The organism is Dietzia sp. UBA5065 (genome assembly GCA_002415925.1).
Taxonomy (GTDB): Bacteria; Actinomycetota; Actinomycetes; order Mycobacteriales; family Mycobacteriaceae; genus Dietzia.
In genome coordinates this window covers 1225-3656 of record DIAZ01000063.1, presented here as the reverse complement: position 1 = coordinate 3656, position 2432 = coordinate 1225, and the positions used below count along the sequence as shown (strand labels likewise).

2 protein-coding genes are annotated in these 2432 nt (G+C 76.0%); both read left to right on the top strand.

The features are described 5' to 3' along the window. The first annotated feature begins 210 nt into the window (after positions 1–210). On the top strand, positions 211–1287 hold the full coding sequence (locus B4M60_RS04815) for a serine hydrolase (RefSeq protein ID WP_291080800.1): 1077 nt from the start codon (positions 211–213) through the stop codon (positions 1285–1287). 27 nt (positions 1288–1314) lie between these two features. Beyond that, on the top strand, positions 1315–2432 hold a 1118-nt coding region (locus B4M60_RS04810; RefSeq protein WP_291080798.1), incomplete at its 3' end, for a MurT ligase domain-containing protein.

Sequence of the window (2432 nt, the reverse complement as noted above, 5' to 3'; positions counted from 1 at the left end):
GCCCGGATGCGCTGCCACTCCGGCTTACGCTGGCGGAAAGGCCCTTACCGCCAGCGCAAGGGGGCTTTTCGCGGCACACGCCCAGCGCAGGCCGGAGGCGCAGCGCATCCGTCGGGGCTGCGCTGCCACTCTGCCGCCGGCGGGCTACCCTCGACGGCGTCAGCTCATCACCCCGGTCGCCCCGGCGCCGGCCACAACCTGGGGGGCGTCGTGCCGCGGTATCGGTCGGACACCCCCGCCGCGCGGCTGCGAGACGCCCCGGCCCGGGCCCGCCGCCGCACCCGGAGGACCCTCCGGCTGGCGGCCGGCGGCTATCTCGCGGTGTGCGTGGCCGCCGTGCTGGGGCTGGCCGTAACCGCCCCCGGGGCGCAACTCGCCCGCCCGGGCTCTGCTCTCGCCGGCCCCGGCGCCCACGCGGCCCGGGCCGGCGCCACCTCCGGCACGCCCGACGGCCGGGTCGAGGACACCGCCCGCCGCGTCAGCCCGGTGCCGCCGGGGTGGGCCCAGCTCCGCCCGGTGCTGGACGCCGCCGTGGACGACGCCCGCCGGTCCGGCCACGAACTCTCGGCGTGCGTCCTGGCGATCGACGCCCCCGACGAGCGGGCCGTGTGCGCCGGCGGCGACGAACCCCTCTACGCCGCCTCCGTGATCAAACTGACCCTGGCCGTGGCCGCGCTCGAGTCGTGGGGCGCCGACCCCGACGCCGACACCCCCTACGGCCCCCTCGGCGAGCTCGTGACCCGGGCCCTCTCGCTCTCGGACAACGAGGCCGCCAACCTGCTCTACGACCTCGCCGTCGAGGGTCCCGGGGCGCCCGACACCGACGACCCGCTCGAGGCCGTCAACGCCGTCACCGACCGGGTGGGGCTCGCGGAGGAGTTCCACACCGGCGGCGCGTTCCGCTGGGAGTGGACCGGCGACATGAGCACGGTGACCGCGCGCGGCAGCGTGGGCTACCTCGCCGAACTGGTCCGCGCCGCCGACGGCCGCGCGCCCCGGGGCCGGGCGCTGACCTCACCCGCGGTCGCCCGGATCGTGCTGGGCGCGATGGCCGATCAGGACCGCACGTGGAAGCTGCCGGCGCTGCTCCCCGCGGGCTCCACCGCCAACAAGACCGGCGAGACCGACACCGAATCCCACGACGTCGCCGTGATCAACACCACCACCGGCCGGTACGCGGTCGCCGTGGTCGCCACCGCGGCCGGGCCCTACGACACCCCGGACCAGGTGATCGCGGGGATGGGCAGGGACGTGGCCCGGGCCCTCGGCGGTGCGGTGCCGTTCTAGGGCGCACCGGCTGCCTAGACTCGTCGCATGAGTTCCCGCGCGACCCCCGGCCCCACTGCCCTCACCCCCCGCGGCCGCGCGGCCGTGGCCGTGTCCCGTCTGGCCACCTGGGCCTCCCGGGTATCGGGTCGCGGATCGGGCGGGATGATCGGCGGGCTGGTCGCGCTCAAGCTGGATCCGGGGCTGATGCGCCAACTCGCGGCGGGCCGGCGGACGGTCCTGGTGACGGGGACCAACGGGAAGTCGACGACGACGAGGATGCTCGCCGCCGCCCTGTCCACCGTGGCCCCGGTGGCCTCGAACGCCAATGGCGACAACATGGACGCCGGGATCGTGTCCGCGCTGGGCGCCGACCGGACGGCCCCGCTCGCGGCGATCGAGGTGGACGAGCTGCACACCCCGGCCGTCGCGGAGAACACCGCACCGGAGGCGATCGTCCTGCTCAACCTCAGCCGCGACCAGCTGGACCGGGTGGGTGAGATCAACGCCATCGAGCGGCGCCTGCGGGCCGGGGTGGCCGCGCAGCCGCAGGCCACGGTGGTCGCCAACTGCGACGACGTGATGATCACCTCCGTCGCCTACGACAATCCCTCGGTGGTGTGGGTGGCGGCCGGCAGCGCGTGGGCGGGCGACTCGGTGAGCTGCCCGCGCACCGGTGAGCCGATCACCCGGACGGTGGACGAGACCGGGGCCGTGCACTGGCGGGCGCAGGGCACGCTGCCGGACGGCCGCGAGTTCGCCCGGCCCGCGCCGGACTGGTGGGTCAGCGACGAGGCGATCCACGGCCCCGACGGGTTCTCCGCGCCCCTGCACCTGGCGATCCCGGGGCGGGCCAACCGGGGCAACGCCGCCCAGGCCGTCGCCGCAGCCGTGGCGATGGGCGCCGACCCGGCTGCGGCGGTGAGGGCGGTGGAGACGGTCGACGACGTGGCCGGCCGCTACTCCACCGTCGACGTCGACGGCCGGTCCGCCCACCTGCTGCTGGCCAAGAACCCGGCCGGCTGGCAGGAGGCGCTCGGGATGATCGACTCCTCCGCCGACGGGCTGGTGATCGCGGTCAACGGGCAGGTCGCCGACGGCGTGGACCTGTCCTGGCTGTGGGACGTGCGCTTCGAGAGCTTCGAGGGCGTCACCGTGTACGCCTC